The organism is Paenibacillus foliorum (assembly GCF_013141765.1).
Lineage (GTDB): Bacteria > Bacillota > Bacilli > Paenibacillales > NBRC-103111 > Paenibacillus_S > Paenibacillus_S foliorum.
This window is the reverse complement of record NZ_WHOD01000109.1, coordinates 74,610-93,699: the sequence shown is the minus strand read 5'-3', so window position 1 is coordinate 93,699 and position 19,090 is coordinate 74,610. Positions and strand designations below refer to the sequence as shown.

Annotated in this window: 17 protein-coding genes; 12 read left to right on the top strand and 5 right to left on the bottom strand. The window is 45.0% G+C overall.

Features of this window, described 5'->3' with window-relative positions:
* Positions 1–2 precede the first annotated feature (2 nt).
* The 7 genes from GC093_RS29230 (at position 3) to GC093_RS29200 (ending at position 7,641) form a co-directional block, all read left to right on the top strand.
* Positions 3–872: a carbohydrate ABC transporter permease gene (locus GC093_RS29230; protein ID WP_246315614.1), complete on the top strand. Its 870-nt coding sequence runs from the start codon at positions 3–5 to the stop codon at positions 870–872.
* Positions 873–1,005: 133 nt separating this feature from the next.
* Positions 1,006–2,574, top strand: coding sequence for an extracellular solute-binding protein (locus GC093_RS29225; RefSeq protein WP_171655470.1), 1,569 nt, complete (start codon positions 1,006–1,008; stop codon positions 2,572–2,574).
* A gap of 114 nt (positions 2,575–2,688) precedes the next feature.
* Complete coding sequence (locus GC093_RS29220) at positions 2,689–3,708, top strand: response regulator transcription factor (protein ID WP_171655469.1); 1,020 nt, start codon at positions 2,689–2,691, stop codon at positions 3,706–3,708.
* The gene (locus GC093_RS29215; protein ID WP_171655468.1) at positions 3,709–5,550 is read left to right on the top strand and encodes a cache domain-containing sensor histidine kinase; all 1,842 of its coding nucleotides are present in this window, start codon (positions 3,709–3,711) and stop codon (positions 5,548–5,550) included.
* 323 nt (positions 5,551–5,873) lie between these two features.
* On the top strand, positions 5,874–6,716 hold the full coding sequence (locus GC093_RS29210) for a fumarate hydratase (protein ID WP_171655467.1): 843 nt from the start codon (positions 5,874–5,876) through the stop codon (positions 6,714–6,716).
* A gap of 42 nt (positions 6,717–6,758) precedes the next feature.
* Entirely contained in the window at positions 6,759–7,313 is a 555-nt protein-coding gene (locus tag GC093_RS29205; protein ID WP_171655466.1) for a Fe-S-containing hydro-lyase, read from the top strand.
* Between the two features lie 160 nt (positions 7,314–7,473).
* Positions 7,474–7,641 (top strand): hypothetical protein, encoded by a 168-nt coding sequence (locus GC093_RS29200; RefSeq protein WP_171655465.1) that lies wholly within the window; start codon positions 7,474–7,476, stop codon positions 7,639–7,641.
* An 898-nt stretch (positions 7,642–8,539) separates the two neighbouring features.
* Here GC093_RS29200 and GC093_RS29195 read toward each other — a convergent pair.
* The gene (locus GC093_RS29195; protein ID WP_171655464.1) at positions 8,540–9,625 is read right to left on the bottom strand and encodes an iron-containing alcohol dehydrogenase family protein; all 1,086 of its coding nucleotides are present in this window, start codon (positions 9,623–9,625) and stop codon (positions 8,540–8,542) included.
* A gap of 311 nt (positions 9,626–9,936) precedes the next feature.
* On the opposite strand from GC093_RS29195, the gene GC093_RS29190 reads away from it, so the two are divergent.
* From GC093_RS29190 to GC093_RS29180, 3 genes are all read left to right on the top strand, one after another.
* A complete protein-coding gene (locus GC093_RS29190; protein ID WP_216624905.1) occupies positions 9,937–10,413 on the top strand; it encodes a nucleoside deaminase in 477 nt (158 codons plus the stop codon).
* 55 nt (positions 10,414–10,468) lie between these two features.
* Positions 10,469–11,617, top strand: a complete 1,149-nt coding sequence (locus tag GC093_RS29185) for a metallophosphoesterase (RefSeq protein ID WP_171655463.1) — start codon at positions 10,469–10,471, stop codon at positions 11,615–11,617.
* Between the two features lie 94 nt (positions 11,618–11,711).
* Entirely contained in the window at positions 11,712–12,089 is a 378-nt protein-coding gene (locus tag GC093_RS29180) for a PH domain-containing protein (RefSeq protein ID WP_171655462.1), read from the top strand.
* A gap of 519 nt (positions 12,090–12,608) precedes the next feature.
* On the opposite strand, the gene GC093_RS29175 is transcribed toward GC093_RS29180, so the two are convergent.
* Entirely contained in the window at positions 12,609–13,121 is a 513-nt protein-coding gene (locus GC093_RS29175) for a DinB family protein (RefSeq protein WP_171655461.1), read from the bottom strand.
* A 138-nt stretch (positions 13,122–13,259) separates the two neighbouring features.
* Between GC093_RS29175 and GC093_RS29170 the strand changes: the two genes are divergently transcribed.
* Positions 13,260–13,772 (top strand): acyl-CoA thioesterase, encoded by a 513-nt coding sequence (locus GC093_RS29170; protein WP_171655460.1) that lies wholly within the window; start codon positions 13,260–13,262, stop codon positions 13,770–13,772.
* A 75-nt stretch (positions 13,773–13,847) separates the two neighbouring features.
* Positions 13,848–14,435: a GNAT family N-acetyltransferase gene (locus GC093_RS29165; protein WP_312886630.1), complete on the top strand. Its 588-nt coding sequence runs from the start codon at positions 13,848–13,850 to the stop codon at positions 14,433–14,435.
* 175 nt (positions 14,436–14,610) lie between these two features.
* Here the strand turns inward: GC093_RS29165 and hrpB are convergent, their stop codons facing one another.
* The 3 genes from hrpB to GC093_RS29150 all read right to left on the bottom strand — a co-directional run bounded on the left by hrpB (position 14,611) and on the right by GC093_RS29150 (position 19,071).
* Complete coding sequence (gene hrpB / locus GC093_RS29160; protein ID WP_171655627.1) at positions 14,611–17,127, bottom strand: ATP-dependent helicase HrpB; 2,517 nt, start codon at positions 17,125–17,127, stop codon at positions 14,611–14,613.
* 665 nt (positions 17,128–17,792) lie between these two features.
* Positions 17,793–18,020 (bottom strand): 3-dehydroquinate dehydratase, encoded by a 228-nt coding sequence (locus GC093_RS29155; protein WP_171655458.1) that lies wholly within the window; start codon positions 18,018–18,020, stop codon positions 17,793–17,795.
* A gap of 145 nt (positions 18,021–18,165) precedes the next feature.
* The gene (locus GC093_RS29150) at positions 18,166–19,071 is read right to left on the bottom strand and encodes an ArsR/SmtB family transcription factor (RefSeq protein ID WP_171655457.1); all 906 of its coding nucleotides are present in this window, start codon (positions 19,069–19,071) and stop codon (positions 18,166–18,168) included.
* Positions 19,072–19,090 lie beyond the last annotated feature (19 nt).

The window sequence follows — 19,090 nt, the reverse complement described above, 5'->3', positions numbered from 1 at the left end:
TATTGATTATTAGCAAAGCGGAGCGAAGCTTTCAAAAATTTAATGTTATATTTATGATCGTGATCGGCCTGAGTATGATCCTTCCGATAGTGCATGTTATAGCGCAATCTCTTAGCAGCAATGCCGCGATTAACAGTGGAAGGGTGTCCTTCTGGCCGGTTGACCCTACATTGGGTAACTATAAGGTTATTTTGGCGGATAAATCGATGTGGTATGCATTTCGTAACAGTGTCATTATTGCGGGCTTCGGTACGCTTATCAATTTGACGGCAACGGCGTCGCTAGCTTACCCTTTATCCAGACCGGATTACAATGGGCGAAAAATCATCCTCATTTTTATTTTGGTCACACTTATTTTTCATGCGCCCCTTATTCCTAATTATTTGTTAATCAAACAGCTTGGGCTGCTAAATTCATTATGGGCGTTGATGCTGCCCACGGCGATCAGTGCGTTTAATTTGTTTGTGATGCGTTCCTTCTTTATGAATTTGCCAAGTGAGCTGATCGATTCTGGGAAAATAGACGGATGCGGCGAGCTGCGGCTCATATGGCACATCATTCTGCCGTTATCCAAACCGGCGATGGCAACGATGGGAATTATTTATGCGGTGTCCAACTGGAACGCTTACTCGGCAGCGATTTATTACATTAGCAACCGGACGCTTCTTCCTTTGCAGGTAAGGCTGAGGGAGATTGTGTTTACGGATAATTATGGCCAATCTGATATTAGTTCTGAGCTCATAGCTCAGCTGTCTCCCGAAGGCATTAAAATGGCCGTCATTGTTGTAGCTACTTTGCCGATTATGCTCGTCTACCCATTTCTACAAAAACACTTCATACAAGGTCTGCTCGTAGGTTCTGTAAAATCATAAAATATAACATATCAACATAAAATTTCCAATTTAATGCTAGGTTTGCTTGCGTTAAGATTAACAGTAATAGCGGTTTGTCACTTAGTTAATCAACTGATGACAGCGCATACATTTGCTGAAAGAAGGGGTATCAATGAGGAATAAAAAAGCAATCTGCGGATCACTGGTTGCGGTATTAGCAGTAAGCAGTCTGGCTGCCTGCTCTGGCGGTAATCAAGCTCCTGCTGCTGAAGCTCCTGCGACTGCTGCTAATAAAGGGCCAACGAAATTTTCGATCACCTTTCCAACGACAGTAAATACGGGCTACCATACCCGAATTCCGGATCTCAATAACGATAAATGGGTGAAGAAGCTGGGAGAACTCTCCAATACGGTTCTGGATGTGAAGGTTATCGAAGAAACTAAAATGAGCGTCATGTTCGCCGGAAATGACATTCCAGATGTAGTTGGTAATATCGGTACGCCCTCTAATAAAGCGATGTCCGGATCCGTTGAAGCGGGAGTGTTCATTCCACTTGACGACCTTCTGAAGCAGTATGGGCCTAATTTGATGAAAAAAATCCCCAAGGTCGCGTGGGAAGCCGTATCCTATAAAGGAAAAATCTACGGGATACCCGACTATTTGAACAATCCTTCGCGGCGCGGGACCTTTGTCCGAACCGATTTGTTGGAGAAGACTGGCTTGGCTGCGCCTAAGACTGTGGATGAATTTTTGAATGTTCTAAGGGCATTTAAGAAGCTGGGCGTGGAGAACCCGTATCAGATGAGGGAAAATTTCAAGTATGCGGATACCATTCTGGGAGCTTTCGATGTGCTTCCGTACAAAGATCAATTTGAGCTGCAAAACGGGCAGATTGTGCCGAAATTTTTCGACTCGGAGAATATGCAGAAGGCACTTCAGGTATATAAGACGATGTATGATGAAGGTCTGATAGCCAAAGATTTTGCCACCATCTCCTCAACCGATTATACGAAGAACATTAGCGGGGGCAAAGCGGGTATATGGTCAGCCAATGCAGCAGGTCTTGTCGGCTTCAGGGTAAATAACCAGCAGGTGCTGCCTACAGCCAAAGTAGATGTCATCCCATCGCCCAAAGGTCCTGAGGGTAAAGGGGGCTACTTCTATTACACGCCTGTTGTACGTTCCTTCTATATCAATAAGAATGTTAAGCCTGATACTGCAATCGGCATTGTGAAATATTTCGATTGGATGGCGACGGATGATGCGGCTAAATTCTTCACCTTCGGAATCGAAGGAGATACGTATACGATGGAGAACGGTAAAGTGAACTACAAATTTCCTAAGACGAAGGAAGAGAATGAGGAGGAAGGCTTCCGCAGTACATTGTGGGGAGCTCAGGATTCCACTTACAACAAGGCGAGATTAGAGATGGATGATAATGGAAGGGCTACGTTGAAGGCATTTGATGATGTATTGGCTAAAGAAGGTCTTCCAGGTATAGGCTTCAATCCGGAGCTAAGCACCTTTGCTAAATTCCCTGATCTGGCGACTCCACAGCAAGACGTTGGACCCAAATTAATAATTGATCATATGGTCAAAATGATTTACGGCAAGGAACCGATCTCCGACTGGCCTAAAGTCATTGAGGAGTACAAGAGCAAGGGCGGTAATGAAATTATTAAGGAAGCAACGGAGCGCTTTAACAAGAAGGATGGAGCTTACGATCTTTCTGTAAAATAATCACAAAAAAACACAACCCCCGGATACCTTTTCCCATTGTAGAAAATTGCACTAGGCAGTATGATCAAGCCAAGGGCAATGATGTACAAGGGAAGGTAGAAGGGGGTTATATGTATGCAAATACTCATTGTAGACGATGAACCGATTATTAGTTTAGGGCTTGTTAAAATGGTGCAAACCTATACACCCGCCTTCACAGGAATTCGGACAGCGATGAACGGGCAAGAAGCCTTAAAGCTCATCGATGAACTGACGCCAGATATTGTATTAACGGATATCCGGATGCCGAAAATGGACGGTTTAAGCTTGTGCCAATCGATCCATGAGCACTATGAGCGTGTTCAAACCGTTGTTATATCGGGCTATAATGATTTTGAATATGCACAAAAATGTATGGATTACGGCGTTAAGCACTACTTGCTGAAACCGGTTACAAAATCAGACATTCATGAGGTACTCGATAAATTAACGCAAAAAACGGTGCGGGGATATGTGTCGGTTGCCTTGTATGTGGAGTGGGTCGACCGGATGGAGCAGAGTATTTGGTCATTGCAATTGGATGAGCTGGAACGGTTGACGGGTCAATGGAGGGCAACCGTCTTGTCGTCTAGTATGACGCTAGTGCAAACCAATGAGCTGCTGCAGGATTGCTTCGCCTTGTTAATTAAACGCTTTCATACGAGGCGCTTTTCACCGTGTCTTGCCAAGACAGAAGTGACTGCGAACAGTGTGAAGGAAGCCATGGACATTTTTGAGTTCCGGCTTAAGCAGTTGGCGAATGATCTGCTTGCCATACGTAACGGAAATTTCAAAGATCCGATGGAGGAAGCCAGAGCTTATATCGACAGCCGCTTGTCCCAGGAAATCTCACTAGACCAGGTAGCTTTGATGGTGGGATTGACGCCCACTTATTTCAGTGCGCTTTTTAAAAAGACGACTCAAGTGACCTTCGTACACTACCGGATTCATAAGCGAATGGAAAAAGCAAAGGAACTGTTGGCTATTCCGCATATTCGAATCGTTGATGTGGCATTGGAAGTAGGCTATGAAGATTATCCGCACTTCACCAAAACATTCAAAAAAATTGTAGGTGTTTCGCCATCCGAATATCGGTACGGGATAGGTATCAGATAAATGAAAAGGAGAAGCCTATACCGCAAACTGTATATCTACTTTTTTATCGTCATTGTAGTTTCCTTAGCTAGCGTTGGTATCTTTTCCTACCGTACGTCTACTAAGGAATTAGATATTCTTGTACAAAACCAAATGACTCAAATCGTTACCAATGCGGTTAATCATACCGATCTGTATCTTAAGGCTTATTCACGCTCCATTGTTTCGCTGTTAACCATTCGCGAGCTGAAGCAATTCATTGACCGTCCACGCAATCTGCATGAGTACGAGTTTTATGAATACCGCAAACAAATTAAGGAGATAGGTGTGGATTCGCTGTTTATACGAAATCCAGAGATCGCTGCTATCTATGTGATCAGCTTTAATGGGAACGCCGTATATTATTATAATGAGGTCCCTGATCAGCCAACCTTTACAGCCGCTGAAACGCAGGCTCAACTGGATTATTTCAGGGAGAACACAAGTGAAAACGGACAATTAGGTATTTTAAATCATAGTATTATGAGTAATCAATCCAACCAAATGTTGACCCTGGTGAGGCAAACCCGCGGACTTTCCGATCCGTCGCCGCAAGGTGTACTGGCCATTGAAATCCGTTCTGCCGATCTGTCAGCTTTATGGAAAGGGGTTGAGCTCGGTCCGAATGGCTACTTCTTCATCATGGATGATAAAGGGCGTACTGTTTACCATCCACAAACGGATCAAGTTGGAACTACCATGAATAATGACTTAAGACAGAAGATAATTGAGGCAGGCCCTTCGATGTTCACGGATAATAGCGGCGGAGAGCAGCGTGTCTATATGTCAATGAAATCGGATTATTCGGGATGGAGTCTAGTTGTATCCATGCCTTTGGATGAGCAGCGTAAGCCTGTCGAGAACATCCGATCAACGACCTTAATTGTCGGCTTATTTACGTTGCTGTTTGCCCTTGGCTTAGCGTATCAATTCGGACGCTCGATTACCGGTCCAATCAAAATCCTGAAGCAAGGAATGCGCGAGACCGAGAAGGGGAACTGGGCGATCATTCCGCTGCCCAAGTATAGTGATGAGATCGTTGAGCTGATGATGCGTTATAATTTGATGGTCAATCGGTTGTCTGAGCTGGTTGAAAAAGCATATCAGGCAGATTTGAAAAATCAGGAAATCCAGTTGGAACGGCAGAGAGCAGAGTTTCAGTCGTTACAGCTGCAAATCAATCCTCACTTTTTGTATAACACCTTGGAAGTTATTGTTTGCTACGCATCCATCCGCGAATCGGAGGAAATTTCCGAAATCGTAAAGGCACTCGCTTACATGCTGAGGTATTCCGTTCAGACGAATTTGGAAGAAATTACAGTAGCGAACGAATTGAAGCATGTTATGTATTTTCTGGTCGTGCTGCGACATAGGATCAACCGGGAATTCGAAATTGATGTTGCGGTTAGTCCTAAGCTTTTATTGCAAAAGATGGTTCGTCTTACGCTGCAGCCCTTAGTGGAAAATGCTTTTCAGCATGCGTTCCCGGATGGATTGGAGGATTACCATATGATCCGGATTGATGGAGGTATGGATGAAAAGATTTTCTGGATAAGCGTGGAGGACAATGGGATCGGTATTGCAGGAGACAAGCTAATCCGCTTGCAGGAGCAGCTCAATACAAACAGATTGGCTGATGGAGAGATAGATGAGAAGGGAAGAAAAGGCGGGATCGGTATCCTTAACGTACACCGTCGGATTCAGATGGTATTCGGTGATCAGTATGGATTGCGAATTGAAAGCGAGCTGGAGCGGGGGACGAAAATAATTATGGAAATGCCTCATACAGGAATGGCTAGATCGGTATCCCAAGACTGGAGATGAACTAATAAGTATCTCTAAGTTGTTTCTTTGAGGGAAGCTAAACTTGCAATCATAGGCTAGGGTTATTCAAATTGTTTTGCAGCCCTAAAAGAAAAATCGATAGCAAGTAATGCATACAACGGTACATGAAGCGCAAAAAATATCGTTTTTGTAATTCAAGGCTGTGCTAGACTTAGAGAGTGATGAAGGCGCTTACGTAAGTAAGTTAGTAAGCTAGGGGGAAATCCAGCCTGACGCATGGCATGGGACGAAAACTATAATGAATTTTAAACACAGTTAATCAGTGAGTGAAAAATTCAGCCAGAGAAGGGAAGGGAATATAAATGCGGGTAATTCATACCGATCAAATTCGGGATACCATTGCAGTTATGTGCTGGGAGGCCTGTTATTATTTGCCCCAAGATATACTAGATGGGTTTCGCAGAGCGAGTGAGACAGAGGAATCGCCATTAGGCAAAAGTATCCTTGATCAATTGATTGAGAATGCTCAATTGGCGGCTACAGAAGACCGTCCTTATTGCCATGATACAGGGTTAACTGTGGTATATGCCGATATTGGGCAAGACGTTCATATTCAAGGCGGCGATTTCACTAGCGCTATCCATGAAGGGATTAGAAAGGGCTATAAGGAAGGGTATCTGCGTAATTCAATCGTATCCGATCCTTTACTTCGCAAAAACACGAATGATAACACACCGGGAGTCATTCATACCCGTATTGTTCCTGGAGAGCAGATTAAGCTGACTGTCTTGCCAAAAGGCGGGGGCAGTGAAAATATGAGTGCGATGAAGTTTTTACTTCCAGGTGACGGTGTGGCAGGTGTGAAAAAATTTGTTTTGGACACCATTATCGCTGCCGGAGGAAGAGCTTGTCCACCGCTTGTAGTTGGCGTAGGTATTGGCGGAAGCTTTGATAAAGTGACCGAGATTGCGAAGGAAGCTGTGCTGCGTGATGTAGGCTCATTCCATCATGAAGAACATATAGCCCAGCTTGAGAAGGAATTATTAGAGGATATCAATAAGACGGGAATCGGGCCGCAGGGCTTGGGAGGCTCCAATACGGCAATTTGGGTTGCTGTTGAGACCTATGGCTGCCATATTACTGCGCTTCCAGTAGCGGTCAACATACAATGTCATGCAGCTCGCAAAAATTCAAAGGTCATTTAAATAACCTGTTTAGGCAGTGGAAAGAAAGGAAGGTTTCTCACCATGGCAAAAGTTTATTTGGAAACGCCTCTCACAAGGGAGAAGGCTCTGAATCTGAAAGCCGGAGACGAGGTGTTTCTCAACGGTACTATATACGTTGCCCGAGATGCAGCGCATAAGCGAATGCTCGAATTGTTAAAAAATAACGAAGAATTACCGGTTAATTTAAAGGATCAAATTATCTTTTATGCCGGTCCAACACCCCCGAAGCCAGGCCAAATTATTGGTTCCATTGCGCCAACTACGGCATCCCGAATGGACCCCTACACGCCAGCTATGTATGAATATGGTGTCAAAGGAAAGATTGGTAAGGGACCGAGAAGCCAGGAAGTTAAAGATGCATGCGTGAAATACGAAGCTGTCTGCTTGTCAGCTATTGGCGGTTTATCGGCTTTGCTGGCAAACAAGGTGAAATCTGCCGAGGTTGTTGCGTACGAAGATCTGGGGCCAGAAGCGATTCGTAAGCTTACGGTTGAGGATTTTCCTGTTCTGGTAGTTTATGACGCTCATGGCGGTGATCTCTACGTGCAAGAGATTGCGAAATATAGAAAACTATAAACATTGTTTTGAATTATAGGATCCAATCCTTTTGTCGGTAGCATTCAGGCTGACAAGGGATATGGATCCTTATTCAGTTCAGCGAAGAAAAACCGGGGTATAATAAATGATCTTTTAGAAAACACTTAACAGTAACCACCATGTTAAGGAGGATTATCTCATGTTTGCTAAACTTAAAGCCGTACTCAAGGATTATTTTATTATGGAGCATCCGGGTGATGATTATGGATATTATCCAAATGAATATGGAAGCTATCCTTTTTATAAGCTTTCGGGTACAAGCGATGATTTGTTACACGATGAGATGGATAAGGACGCGCTTAAGTAAATTTAACCACCGATTTCTCCCCTGCAAAGGGGATTTTTTGCCTAATTCGATTTATCGTCCACGTATTTATCGATAGTATTTAGAACCTCACTCAATTTCGGATGGCTAATATTAATTTCTTGATTAGTCGCTTGATATCTTTTTTCGTCCTGGCTCACTAGGAATCCTCTGTAATTTTCATAAATGGTTCTCATAATCTTTATTCTCCTATTCTATACCTGTATAGTGGGTTGATAATGCTATATCTGCCATTCAGATAGATGGTTCTGGAGTTGTATTTGGATATTTTACATCAATATGCCCAATAAATATACGATGGAAAAGAGGAGGTTTTGTCGGATCTTGCCAAGCTGAGCATATACTTTCTGACAAGATTTTTATGCTATAGAAAGCTACCTCTAAGACACTCTTGACAGAGGTCCAAGGTTAATTGAATCGCCCCCTATGTTCAAGCAATTGGGAAGTAAAGGGAACTAGGATGCGTTATTTTAAGGTTTAGACGTGATCATTCAAGTGGAACGGAACTACGATCACTTATTTGCTTGAAAATGGGGGTTTTTATCCTATTAGAGAGGAGATAACGCATCGTAGTTCCGTGAGATCATGAATTCGATAGGATGCAAGACTAATAACGGATTGACGTTCCGTAAGAGAAAGAGGAACGTCGATCCTTAAGAGTAAGCGAGTGAGAGCTACACCCCAAGATTGCTGCTTGATTGATTTGCAAGTTCCCTCCCCACCAGATCGAGGTTTGGTTAGGAAGCGAGGGAGTACAGAGGAGTTAATACTAAATAAGAGTACCTGACAGCCTATTGGTGTCGGGTACTCTTTATTTTGTTACATGCTTTGTTATGCTTATTATTATTTGTTTGGATTCAATAATAGAGTTGTAGAAGTTTTATAATTGCTCGACTTTATTAATCGCTTCTATGAGCATGTCTGCAGTAACAAGAAATGGCATATTGCCCATAGTGCCGTCCGGTGATAAAGATACGCGCGCGATTTCATTCAATTGCTCAGCATTCAACGACTCTGTGATGCCAAGCTCACGTAGCTTGGAGGGAAGACCGATCTGCTTGTAAAATCTAAGCAGCTCATTAATTTCCTCAGCAGGGCGATTTTCAAGTACGAGCTGTGTGATGATGCCGTAGGCTACTTTCTCGCCGTGGTATGAGTGGTGTGACTCGGGCAGAGTAGTCAGCCCATTATGAACGGCATGCGCAGCGGCGGAACGGCAGTTATCCTCACCGAGCCCACCGACCAAGCCACTGAATAAAATAACAGCGTCGATTACTTTCTGCAAGGCTTCCGAGGATCGTCCCTCTTTAGCGTCGCGGATAGCTTCATCGCTGTGAGCCAGCAGAATATCAAAGCATAGCTTGGAGGCTTGTACGCCGCCAATGGTGGGAAGGTTCTGAGTCCGTCCAGTAGAGCAGGCTGTGGACTCGTACCATTTGGCGATTGTGTCACCGATACCAGCAACAAGATAACGTACAGGAGCTGCCGCTATCACATCGGTATCAATTAACACTAATAAGGTGTTACGATAGAATACTGGAAAGTCCACATATACACCTTCATCCGTATACATGACGGATAGATTAGTAACCGGAGCACATTGGGCAGCCAATGTAGGGATGGCAACCAGCGGCTTATTCAAGTCGTTGGACAGCTTTTTGGCGGTGTCGATAACTTTGCCAGCTCCTACGCCAACGATTAATTCGATCTCAGGCTTAACCAATGCTTGCAGACGAGCTACTTCATTATAGGAGCATTCTCCATGGTAGGGTGCCACCTCATACTCAACACCTGCTGCAGCTAGACTCTCGGTAAGCTGAGGTTGGACACTTTCCCAAGATTTGGAACCTGTTACAATAAAGATCTTCTTACCGAACTTGGCGATCCATTCACCTGCAGTCTTCATAAGACCGGGTTCTTGAATGTATGCATTAGGCGTACCCGCCACAAAATGTACTTTTGACATGATGGTTCCTCCTTGTGCTTGTATGGAATTACACAGAATACCTTATTATATTCCAAGTTCATTAGTTTCTCCAAGGTAATATATTGTGAACAGCTTCTATAAATGACAAACAAGCTGAACCGGATAGAGCTGTTGTCAGCAACGGCATGAATATCGGAAAAAGTAGGGCATGATCTAATTTTATCCAGAAGCCAAACATGTAGCTCGTGATGACTTCCGGATAACCTTTGAAAAGGCAGCGTGTTTCCATTATGATGAAAGCAGGTTGAAAACCGCATATTGCCAATTTGCAGAGAAGGGTGGTTTTGTTAATGACCATTGAAAATGAAAAACGGATGCAGGAATCGATTCAATTAGCTGTTGATAATGTACTGACTGGTCAAGGAGGGCCTTTTGGTGCCATTGTTGTAAAAGACGGCCAAATTATCGGGAGAGGAAGCAACCTGGTTACATCACTTAACGATCCTACTGCCCATGCCGAGGTACAGGCAATTCGAGAGGCTTGCAAGCACTTGAATGATTTTCAATTAAAAGGATGCGAGATTTACACGAGCTGCGAACCGTGTCCTATGTGTATTGGCGCTATCTATTGGTCCAGACCCGATGCAGTCTATTATGCTTGCAGTAAAGAAGACGCTGCCGCAATCGGTTTTGACGACCAATTTATTTACGAGCAAATCGCATTGCCTGTTGAAGAACGCTCCATTCTTATGAAACAATTGAAGCCGCATGATTATAAGAAGCCATTTGAACAATGGGCTGTTTCGGATATAAGGAAGGAGTATTAAATGAAGGATTACAAACAGGTTTGAATTTTTCAACAATCATGAGGAGCTGCAGAGGATGAAGCCGCGTTTTTATTTTATTATTGCTATATTTTTATTAGTGTTTACGCTTATTAATTTTTATATCGGCTGGCATGGACAATTATGGATTCAATATGTATTTCACTTCAATCCAGGACCGCTTTATTGGTTTTTCTTTTGGTCCATCGTTTTTTCCTACGTGATAGGAAGGCTTTGCTCAAGATTTCTACCGTATGGTCTTTCCAGCTTTCTTAAATGGATAGGAGCTTATTGGCTGGCGATCATGTTATTTACTTTTGTTATGCTGCCTTTTGCTGATCTCACTGCATGGGTGATGGCGCTATTGGCGGTTGAAAAAACTGTATATATCCCTTTCCTTGGACTGGTAATGATCTTAATACTACTGGTGCTAATGATTCGTGGTTCCTGGAATGCGCGTAATCCGGTAATTCGTCAATATGAGATAACAATTCCTAAAAGCGCAGGCGGTCGGAAGGAGCTAAGAATTGCAGTAGCATCCGACCTCCATCTGGGAACTATTGTTGGCAATAAGCAGCTGCAGGTTTTGGTAGAAAAGATGAATGAGTTGAAGCCAGACTTGATTTTACTGCCTGGTGATATTATCGATGATGATATCAAGCCGTTCATTCGTCAAGATATGGGAAGCATCATGAAGCAGCTGAAGTCGCGGCTAGGCATTTATGCAGTGCTCGGCAATCATGAGTATATCGGGGGCCATATTAACGAATTCGTCAGTCAGATGAGCGCCATTGGTATCGAAGTGCTGCTTGATCGTTCAGTGCTGATTGAGAATAGCTTCTATGTAATCGGCCGAAAGGACAAGGCTGTTGAGCGGTTTGGGTCGGATGGAAGAATGGATTTGGAAACATTGCTTACAGATGTGGACAAATCATTACCGATGATTCTGATGGACCATCAACCCTACGGGTTGGACAAAGCTGCTGCTGCAGGCGTGGACGTCATGCTCTCAGGTCATACCCATCGGGGACAAATGACTCCTAACCATTACATAACAAGTCGTATATTTGAATTGGATTGGGGGTATTTAAAAAAAGGTGACCTCCATGCTATCGTTTCGTCAGGATACGGAACATGGGGCCCGCCAATCCGGATTGGGAGCAGGTCGGAGATCATTGAGCTGGTTGTTCGCTTTGAAGAGGAATAGTTGGTTTCTGTGCTTATGAGCTCTATTGGGATATTCCTTTATATGGTATGCTATTTTGGTGGAGAAATAGTGTTTACGAAGGGCGGGGATTTTGATGGGATTGTTCGATAGTTTAATGGGGAATGCATCCGAAATAAAATTAGATGATATTCAAAAAGAGATGGCACATGTTCTGGCAAAGTCAGAACGGATCGAAAAAGCGTATAAACTCATTCGCGATTTGTTTATTTTCACAGATAAACGTCTGATCTTAGTAGACAAACAAGGCTTAAGCGGCAAAAAGATGGAGTTTCACTCCTACCCATATAAAAGCATAACTCACTTTAGTATAGAAACTGCAGGCACATTTGATTTGGATGCAGAGCTGAAAATTTGGATAAGCGGCAATCCGGTGCCTGTTGGAAAGAAATTTAACAAAAGCTTAAATATTTATGAGCTGCAAAGCGTTTTAGCTGATTACGTGCTCAAATAGTTAGAGTGAAAATGGTCATGTGAAGACTCATTCCATGATTGCGGGGGACTTTTTAAACAGATAGGGGAAAGCCTCTATGAGCCCTTTAGGAGTGGAACGGAATGGAGACTTCCTTTATGCAATTTACTGCCTCCAATTTAAGGAGATAGCGGAAGTCGGACTTCCGCTAGTAAGGCCAAATATGAGCACAATGCGCAAAAACAGAGGGATAAAGGAATTAGCGCTTCTTTTATCTCTCTGTTTTTGAAATTTTCAGGCTGCAATAAAGGAAGAGTTGTTCCGCTAAGGGCGCCATTTAAAGTACAAACACAGATTGTACATCAAGGAAGCGACAGGGCGGTTTCTTTAACATGCAAGAATTTATATGTTACAGGGTTTGTGTTGAGCAAAGCTTAATCCTTATTGTGATTGATGCGACGAATTAACACATAAAGCTATGCTGTAAATCAATCTAGACAACGCGTACATGTGGATTACTGCCACAACTTATGCAGGGTTGATTTGGAATTGGAGGGTCCTTTACAAATATCGTGCTTGAATGACGCTGCGATGATGAAGCTCATGTCCTGCAATTATGTAGCTCAACGCTCTTGTGGTAAACTTGCTGTCATTTGCTGTGCCCCAATATCCCCATGCTTCAGGCGTCAGACGTTCGAGCATGAATAGAGTCGATTTCCTGACCGTACTGAATTCATCCAGAATACTTTGTAGCGGGTAAGCCTCATAGTTAGCCTCTTTTGCATAAGCATCTTCATCAAATCCAGCCATGGGAGTCGCGTCTCCACGAGAGACACGAAGCAAACGATAGCTCATGATGCGTTCAGTATCAACCATATGTCCTACCACTTCGCGCAAGCTCCACTTGCCGGGGGCATAACGGTAGCTTGATTTCATATCGGGTACGGGTTGTAGCAGCTCCAATGTATCTGTCAGTTGGCTTCTTAAATGGGATATAAGGTCACCGGAGGGAACAAGCTTGATATATCTCTCGTAATAGGGAGCATACTCATCAGCTTCAGGGCGTTTAATCATCGTGAATCCACCTTTCATTAGTTTTCATTCATTATAACAAAGAGGTTGAGAAAAAATCTTGATTCCGGAGTTTCATTGCTTTAAAATTTAGAAATCAACTTTCCAGTAATAAAAGATACATATAGAGGAGCGCTACGGATGGAAACCAGACTCGTTAAGGAATCAAGATGCTACAAGACAGCAAGGGTTTTTCCTACAGATGTCAATAACCACAATACTTTGTTTGGCGGAAAATTAATGGCTTACATTGATGACATTGCCTCGATTGCAGCTTCAAAGCATTGCCGTGCTAGCGTTGTTACAGCTTCAACCGACTCCGTTGACTTTCTATTGCCTATCCACATGACAGACTCCGTATGCTTGGAATCGTTCGTTACCTGGACCGGCAGGAGCTCCATGGAGGTATTCGTAAAGGTTATCACCGAAGATTTGCAAAACGGTGAAAGAGCAATTGCGGCTACCGCTTTTTTAACCTTTGTAGCCCTTGATGAAAACAAGAAAACCGTACCGGTGCCCCAAGTCGTGCCTGAAACGGAAGAAGAACAAAGACTTCACGAGACCGCATTATACCGAGCTGAAGTGAGAAGGCATCGCAGAGAAGAAAGCAAGAAGTTCGCAGATTATCTGATCACGAAGTTTCCTTGGGAGTAAATATTTTTCTTATTGATGATTGAGGTAGTTCGTAACCTTTAAATGGACATTTATTCATTTCATGGAGGTGTATTCGTGGGCGTCGCTGAACTTAACCCTATTCTACTTTCAATACCCGAGAGCTTTGAAACGGATCGTTTAATTATTCGAGCGCCGTTATGGGAAGATGGAGCAGCTGTAAATGAAGCGATCAAAGAAAGCATAGAACAATTACGCCCATGGATGCCGTGGGCTCATGCTCTCCCATCCATCGAAGAGTCAGAGGCAGGAGTACGTCAGGCTCGATTAAAATTTCTAGAACGCACTGATCTTAGATTACACATAATGCTCAAGGAAACCGGACAATTCATAGGCAGCAGTGGCTTGCATCGGATAGATTGGAAAGCAAGGAAGTTCGAAATTGGTTATTGGGTACGTACGTCTTTTAGCGGACAAGGGTATATTACTGAAGCTGCTGATGGGATTACAAACTTTGCTATCCAACATTTGAATGCCAACCGTGTCGAAATCAGATGTGACTCTCGTAATAGTCGAAGCAGTCAAGTCGCGCAGCGTTTAGGTTTTACTTTAGAAGGCATTCTTCGCAGTGAAGAACGTGGTGTTGATGGTGCTTTAAGAGATACGATGATATTTTCAAAGGTTCGTGGAGCTGAATTTTGTTAGTATTTTTAAGCTAAATGAGGATCGATGGAGGAGGAGTAAGCTGCGGCTGCTGCTCCTTTTTTTGCATGAGGTGATTAAATGAAATTTAAAGAATTATTCGAAATCTAGCAGATAAATTAATTTGAGGAAAGCTGATTTGTGATTTACAAAGAGCCAAAGCCCCTCAAATGAGGGACTATGGACGTGGACGGGCTCGGTTTGTTGGCATCGCAACAAGAGGGTCATCCGGCCAGTAATGCTTCGGGTAGCGGCCTTTGAGGTCCTTTTTGACCTCAAAGTAGGCATTCTTCCAAAAGCTGGCTAGATCCTGAGTTACTTGCACCGGCCGCTGGGCGGGCGATAGCAGATGCAGGGTGAGTGGAACTTTACGACCGGCAATGCGGGGTGTTTCCTGCAAACCGAACATTTCCTGCAGCCTAACGTTAAGTGATGGTGAAGCGGGCTCGCTATAGTCGACAGGAATTCGTGAGCCGCTGGGCACAACGATATGTGTTGGAGCATTGGAATCGAGCTCGCGGCGCTGATCCCAAGAGAGTATGGATTCGAGCACTTCGATTGTATTCAGTCGTTGGAGTTCTCCTCGACTTTTCAGTCCATAAACATGAGGTCCGAGCCACTCCTTCAGCGAGGACAGCAGTGCTTGGTCGGAAACATCCGGCCAATTGGAGTCGTGGAGATGCATGAAGCTTAAACGCTCCCGATATTGTCGGGAGGCTTTCGTCCAAGGCAGCAGCTCCAGCCCTTCCTCTGCAATGCCGCTTAGCAGCGCGGCAAGTGTATCTTCTGCATGGGGAGCGGCGAGTGGAGCTTCCTTCAGAACTAGCGAGCCGAGCCGCAGCCGGCTTCGACCGCGAACCGCCAGGGCTGACTTGTCCCAGAGGATCAAAGCTTCCACTTCAATCTGATCTTTGAAGTGGCGCTCCAGATCGTCGAGGTCGACAGGTGCTGCCGAATAAATTCGGCTCTCTGGCCCGAGATCGTCTAACTCAGCTGCCACCAAGTAGGGAGCATTGCTAAGCACCTGCTGCTGTGTAAAAACAGCTCCGCGTCCGTTACTTAGAAGGAAGCGTCCTGCTGTTCTTCGCTGTGCAATACGGTCTGGATAGGCGAAAGCTAACAGCAGCCCACACATATTTACATCTGATGGCTGAGTTGTATGGATCGCCAGAGCTCGTTTCCATTGCTGAGCTTCTGTGCGGATACGCTTGCAGGCCGCTGTATCCACAGAAAACCCCAGATAAGATGCGGTCATCGATGATCCTTGAGCTTCGGCTTGGTTGCTCCTGAGTGCTTCTAGGCGCAGCCGCAGATCACAATCAAAAGCAGTGTCGCCGCGCAATATATCGCGCTCGTTCAATAGTGCAGCGAGATCGCATGCGAGACTACCCAAGCCGAGCGGGACGGCTTGGAGGATCATATGCGCGAGCCGCGGGTGAAGTCCAAGGTCGGCCATCTGCCGACCTTGGGCACTGAGCGTGCCGTTTGCCGCTAAGGCGCCTAGACGGCCTAGCAGCTCGCGCGCCTGCGCATACGCGGCCGCAGGCGGCGGGTCGAGCCACAGCAGCTCGTCCGGCGCTGCGCCCCATGCGGCGAGCTCGAGCGCCAGCGGCGCTAGATCTGCCTCGAGCATCTCGGGCGTACTGCGCGCGGCCAGCTGCCTGTCCTCCTGCTCCGTCCACAGGCGGTAGCATACACCGGGCTCAAGCCGCCCGGCGCGTCCGCGCCGCTGATCTGCCGATGCGCGGGAGACCGTAACCGTCTCCAAGCGTGTCATGCCGGTCCGCGGCGAGAAGCGGGGCACGCGCATTAGCCCGCTGTCGATGACGATACGCACGCCCTCGACGGTAAGGCTCGACTCGGCGATTGTAGTCGCCAGCACGACTTTCCGCGTGCCGGCTGGGCTTGGCGCAATCGCCAAATCCTGCGCCTCCTGCGGCAGGCTGCCGTGCAGCGGAGCGATCCGCACGTGAGAGCCCAGCTGCAGTGCTCGCAGCTGGGCTTCAGTCCGCCGGATTTCTCCTGCGCCCGGTAGAAACACGAGCAGATCGCCCGACTGCGTGTCCAGCGCGCTAACGATACAGCGCACCGCGGCTGCTTCGATGCGGCCTTCCATACGCTTGTCGAGATAGACCGTCTCGACCGGAAACATACGGCCTTCGCTACGGATGATAGGCGCATCGTTCAACAGCGCTCCTACAGGCTCCGCGTCCAGCGTAGCCGACATGACCAGAATGCGCAGATCATCGCGCAAAACAGCCTGGGCTTGCAAGCAGAGCGCCAAGCCTAGGTCTGCATGCAGGCTGCGCTCGTGATATTCATCGAAGATGACGATGCCCACACCCTCCAGAGAGGGGTCGCTCTGGAGCAGACGAGTCAGCACTCCTTCGGTGATGGCTTCAATTCTTGTATTCGGCCCGATCTTACTGTCGAGCCTCACCCGGTATCCGACGGTTTCGCCAACCTGCTCACCTAAGGCGGAAGCCATATAACGTGCTGCTGCTCTGGCAGCTAGTCGGCGCGGCTCCAGCATCAAAATACGCTGACCTGCGAACATCGGATTCTCCAGCAACGCAAGTGGAACTCGGGTTGTTTTACCTGCGCCTGGTGGTGCCACTAGTACGGCACTGGATGACGAGCTCAATGCCTCTATTAATTCCGGTAGTACCGGCTCAATTGGTAATTTGGTAATCATCGAATCACTCCACTTAGCTTTAGTTCCAAAACTCACATGGGTCTTTTTACGGTTCTCTGATTGTACCATCAATGAGCCTATAAATAGAAATAATAATAAACACTTTATTGTGTCCATCGTGTACAATTGACACTTGTATGTTTTGTAGGAATAGACGCGGATTGCTACCGCTTAGTTCATTCTTGTTCATTTTAACAGTTGTAGTCGTGTTTCTTGCGGAAGCAATCCTTCCTTTATTTCTAGCAATAAGCACAAAAACGAAGAAATACAGGAATCCATCGTTCCGTTATTTCTTCGTTTTTGGGGAAATTAGCCTGCATTCTCCCTAATAACGGAAGCAGGACTTCCGCTATTGTCTCGAATTTGACGAAGCAGCTTGAATAGCGGAACTTTCAGTTCCACCAAGCACAGTATTTTGTTGTTTATACTATGTCCACACTGGAATAGAGTAAGAGGCTTCAATTGAAGCCCTTTCGATGAAGGCACTTATTTTTGCAGTTACAGAATGGTTCAGATTGGTACAGCTATGCTGAAAACTTGTACATTCCAGCAGTCTCCCAGCAGTCCTTCAGCAGATCACGGCGACCATGGTGTCCTAGCAAGTCCTTGCAAGTCCTAGGAAGTCCTCCAAGCAGTCCATCCGATATTACAAAAAAAAGTCTCTCTTAATAGAGAGACAAGGCAAGCGAATCTGTTTCATTATAAGAATGGAGGATGGCTTCGCATCCAACGATTTCAATGCTTATTAATGAATCAAGGCATTTTTTGATGGCACGTTTGCCTTTTAACAGTTTAGAATCTAGTGCAGAAATCAATAGATTAAATTTCTTTTTATTTTTTTCATCGGAGTATACAGGTACGCTTTTATTCTGAATCGTAATAAATAATTTCATTCCAGTCACCCGCCTAATAATTGGATATGTAAATAGTTTATATTACGATTATTAAAATAACCTTAAAATTGTTTGACATTTTTATTAATTTCACAAATATTTTTGTGAAAATTGCTATATTTCTTCCATTTTTATTGAAATTAAGCTACTTATACAGCACTCTTGCCAAAATATCCTGATTGTAGTTGCCGAACTTGCTTCCATAAATGGTTAGGCCATGTAAGTTTTTGGCTTTGGAAGGAACGGAGAACCTCAGCTTAATATCACTTTTATAGTCGAGTCCGATGCTTGCAAGAGTGGTTTCCGATATTTTCTGGCCGTCAATGAAGGAGCCGTCCTTGTTAATCCGAATCATTTTCAGAACCCCGTATTGATTTAAATTAGGCAGCCACCAGTCTGGATTGAACGTGCCTTTCTCACCGCCAAAATCTCCGGGACTTGTCCAAAAGCCCAGCTCAATATCATTCAAATGAAAATAAATATCGGACGGCCAATTATTGCAATATCCAGGCGCCTCCGAACCAAGCTCCATAATAAACTGAAGCTCCTCAAATTGTTGATTAGGCTTCAAGTAATTCGGAATTCTGTATTCAAAATATCCCTCAGTCAGCCAGATGATTTCGGCATTAATATGCTCGGGGTCGGCAAAATAACGCGGATCGTCGAATTCACCAATAATCCTGTCCTTTGTGGCAAGCCCGCAGGTTGGATGTGCCTCGTATGCGCTGTAATGTCCGAGCTTAATCTCGACCTCATACAAGTTTTTGTTTTCTTTGTTCCGCAAATCCACCATGAGCTTGTCTTCGTTGAGATAGCATATTTTTTGAATGCCATGCTTGCCTACCGCGGTGTTAATTTTAATCAGTCCGCTCTCCTCAAGCTTCTTTATATGCATAGTAACGGCACCGTTGGTCAGACTCAGCTTGCCTGCGATATCATTCAGATTCAAAGAATCATGAGTGGCCAGTAATTCAATGATTTGGATGCGGATGTCTGAGCTGAGCGCCTTGAAAATAGGTAAGCCTGATTTCAGTTCTTTTATATAGATCATAGGGATGTCCTCGTTTGCA

Bases quoted from the DNA above. Each gene is read 5' to 3' on its own strand.
- GC093_RS29185 (WP_171655463.1), top strand. From the start codon at position 10,469: ATGAAGCCGCGTTTTTATTTTATTATTGCTATATTTTTATTAGTGTTT.
- GC093_RS29225 (WP_171655470.1), top strand. From the start codon at position 1,006: ATGAGGAATAAAAAAGCAATCTGCGGATCACTGGTTGCGGTATTAGCA.
- GC093_RS29180 (WP_171655462.1), top strand. From the start codon at position 11,712: ATGGGATTGTTCGATAGTTTAATGGGGAATGCATCCGAAATAAAATTA.
- GC093_RS29155 (WP_171655458.1), bottom strand. From the start codon at position 18,020: ATGAAATTATTTATTACGATTCAGAATAAAAGCGTACCTGTATACTCC.
- GC093_RS29150 (WP_171655457.1), bottom strand. From the start codon at position 19,071: ATGATCTATATAAAAGAACTGAAATCAGGCTTACCTATTTTCAAGGCG.
- GC093_RS29175 (WP_171655461.1), bottom strand. From the start codon at position 13,121: ATGATTAAACGCCCTGAAGCTGATGAGTATGCTCCCTATTACGAGAGA.
- hrpB (WP_171655627.1), bottom strand. From the start codon at position 17,127: ATGATTACCAAATTACCAATTGAGCCGGTACTACCGGAATTAATAGAG.
- GC093_RS29220 (WP_171655469.1), top strand. From the start codon at position 2,689: ATGCAAATACTCATTGTAGACGATGAACCGATTATTAGTTTAGGGCTT.
- GC093_RS29215 (WP_171655468.1), top strand. From the start codon at position 3,709: ATGAAAAGGAGAAGCCTATACCGCAAACTGTATATCTACTTTTTTATC.
- GC093_RS29195 (WP_171655464.1), bottom strand. From the start codon at position 9,625: ATGTCAAAAGTACATTTTGTGGCGGGTACGCCTAATGCATACATTCAA.
- GC093_RS29210 (WP_171655467.1), top strand. From the start codon at position 5,874: ATGCGGGTAATTCATACCGATCAAATTCGGGATACCATTGCAGTTATG.
- GC093_RS29190 (WP_216624905.1), top strand. From the start codon at position 9,937: ATGACCATTGAAAATGAAAAACGGATGCAGGAATCGATTCAATTAGCT.
- GC093_RS29170 (WP_171655460.1), top strand. From the start codon at position 13,260: ATGGAAACCAGACTCGTTAAGGAATCAAGATGCTACAAGACAGCAAGG.
- GC093_RS29205 (WP_171655466.1), top strand. From the start codon at position 6,759: ATGGCAAAAGTTTATTTGGAAACGCCTCTCACAAGGGAGAAGGCTCTG.
- GC093_RS29200 (WP_171655465.1), top strand. From the start codon at position 7,474: ATGTTTGCTAAACTTAAAGCCGTACTCAAGGATTATTTTATTATGGAG.